The 1,355-nt window shown below is 56.0% G+C and carries 2 protein-coding genes and 1 tRNA gene; all 3 read right to left on the bottom strand.

Features of this window, described 5'->3' with window-relative positions; translation table 11 throughout:
• A partial coding sequence (gene tgt / locus D6694_02680) for a tRNA guanosine(34) transglycosylase Tgt (GenBank protein RMH47064.1) occupies window positions 1–141 on the bottom strand: 141 nt, incomplete at its 3' end.
• On the bottom strand, window positions 138–1,178 hold the full coding sequence (gene queA / locus D6694_02675) for a tRNA preQ1(34) S-adenosylmethionine ribosyltransferase-isomerase QueA (GenBank protein RMH47063.1): 1,041 nt from the start codon (window positions 1,176–1,178) through the stop codon (window positions 138–140). The genes queA and tgt, both read right to left, overlap by 4 nt.
• 46 nt (window positions 1,179–1,224) lie before the next feature.
• Window positions 1,225–1,311, bottom strand: a tRNA-Leu gene (locus D6694_02670).
• Between the last annotated feature and the right edge of the window lie 44 nt (window positions 1,312–1,355).

Genomic DNA, 1,355 nt, shown 5'->3' with positions numbered 1-1,355 from the left:
CTTAAGGGTTTCCGGCAGCATGGCCTTGACCGTGCCATAGGTGCCGACCGGCATAAAGGCCGGGGTATCCACCACACCCCGCGGCAACAGCAAACGTCCGCGACGCGCTGCCCCATCGGTGGCCAACAATTCAAACTTCATGATTCAGACCTCGCCGGACTCAACAACATCGCATCACCGTAACTAAAAAACCGATAGGCGTGTTTCACTGCTTCTCGGTAGGCACGCAAAATAAATTCTCGTCCGGCAAAAGCCGACACCAGCATCAATAACGTGCTTTGTGGCAAATGGAAATTGGTGATCAGTCGATCCACCACGCGGAATTGGAAGCCCGGATAAATGAAAATATCCGTCTCACCGGCATAGGGCCGCAACTCTCCGTGCGCCCGTGCCGCGGTCTCAAGCGCGCGCACACAGGTGGTGCCAACGGCCACCACTCGCCCGCCATTGGCCTTGGTGTTGGCAACGGCTTCGCAAACAGATTCCGGCACTTCAATCACTTCGCTGTGCATCTTGTGGGCGCGAATATCACTGACACGCACCGGCTGAAAGGTGCCCGCCCCCACATGCAGCGTCAAAAATGTCTGACGAATCCCTTTCTCCGCCAATTGGGCAAGCAATGCCTCATCGAAATGCAAACCCGCCGTGGGCGCGGCAACGGCCCCAGGCTGCTTGGCATAGACCGTTTGATAGCGCTCAGCATCAATGGCTTCATCATCGCGCGATAAATACGGCGGCAGCGGCATGTGGCCATGCTGATGCAGCAGATCAAGCCACTCCGGCCCCGTGATGCGCGCCAGCACAAACAAATCATCCTGACGGTCACGCACCTCCAGCGTCACATCCTCGGCAATCGTAATCACCACGCCAGGCCGCAACCGATTGCTTGCCTTGACATGGGCCAACGCACAATCGTTATCAAGGATGCGCTCAATCAGAATTTCCACCCGACCGCCGGTCTCGCGACGTCCCCACAAACGCGCCGGGATCACCTTGGTGTTGTTAAACACCAGCAAATCCCCTGGAGAAAGGAGATCCACAAGATCGGCAAACACATGATGCGAAATACGCTGCGCTGCCCCATCCGCCACCATCAACCGACTGGCGCGGCGCTCCGGCAACGGATAACGCGCAATCAAATGTTCCGGCAAGTGATAATCAAAATCTTCGAGCTTCATAGCGTTTTGATATAAAAAAAGCGGCTATCGCCGCTTCTTGATGAATTGGTACGAGAGGTCGGACTCGAACCGACACGGCCGTAAGGCCACCAGATTTTGAGTCTAGCGCGTCTACCAATTCCGCCACTCTGGCATCGCGAGGGGATTATACACATCGGCGGTCAGATTGCAATATGT

Source organism: Gammaproteobacteria bacterium, from assembly GCA_003696665.1.
Classification (GTDB): Bacteria; Pseudomonadota; Gammaproteobacteria; order Enterobacterales.
Note: the sequence above shows the minus strand (reverse complement) of the source record. Positions and strands in the feature narration are given on the sequence as shown.

Coding starts and splice junctions, on each gene's coding strand:
- queA (RMH47063.1), bottom strand. CDS start 1,178: ATGAAGCTCGAAGATTTTGATTATCACTTGCCGGAACATTTGATTGCG.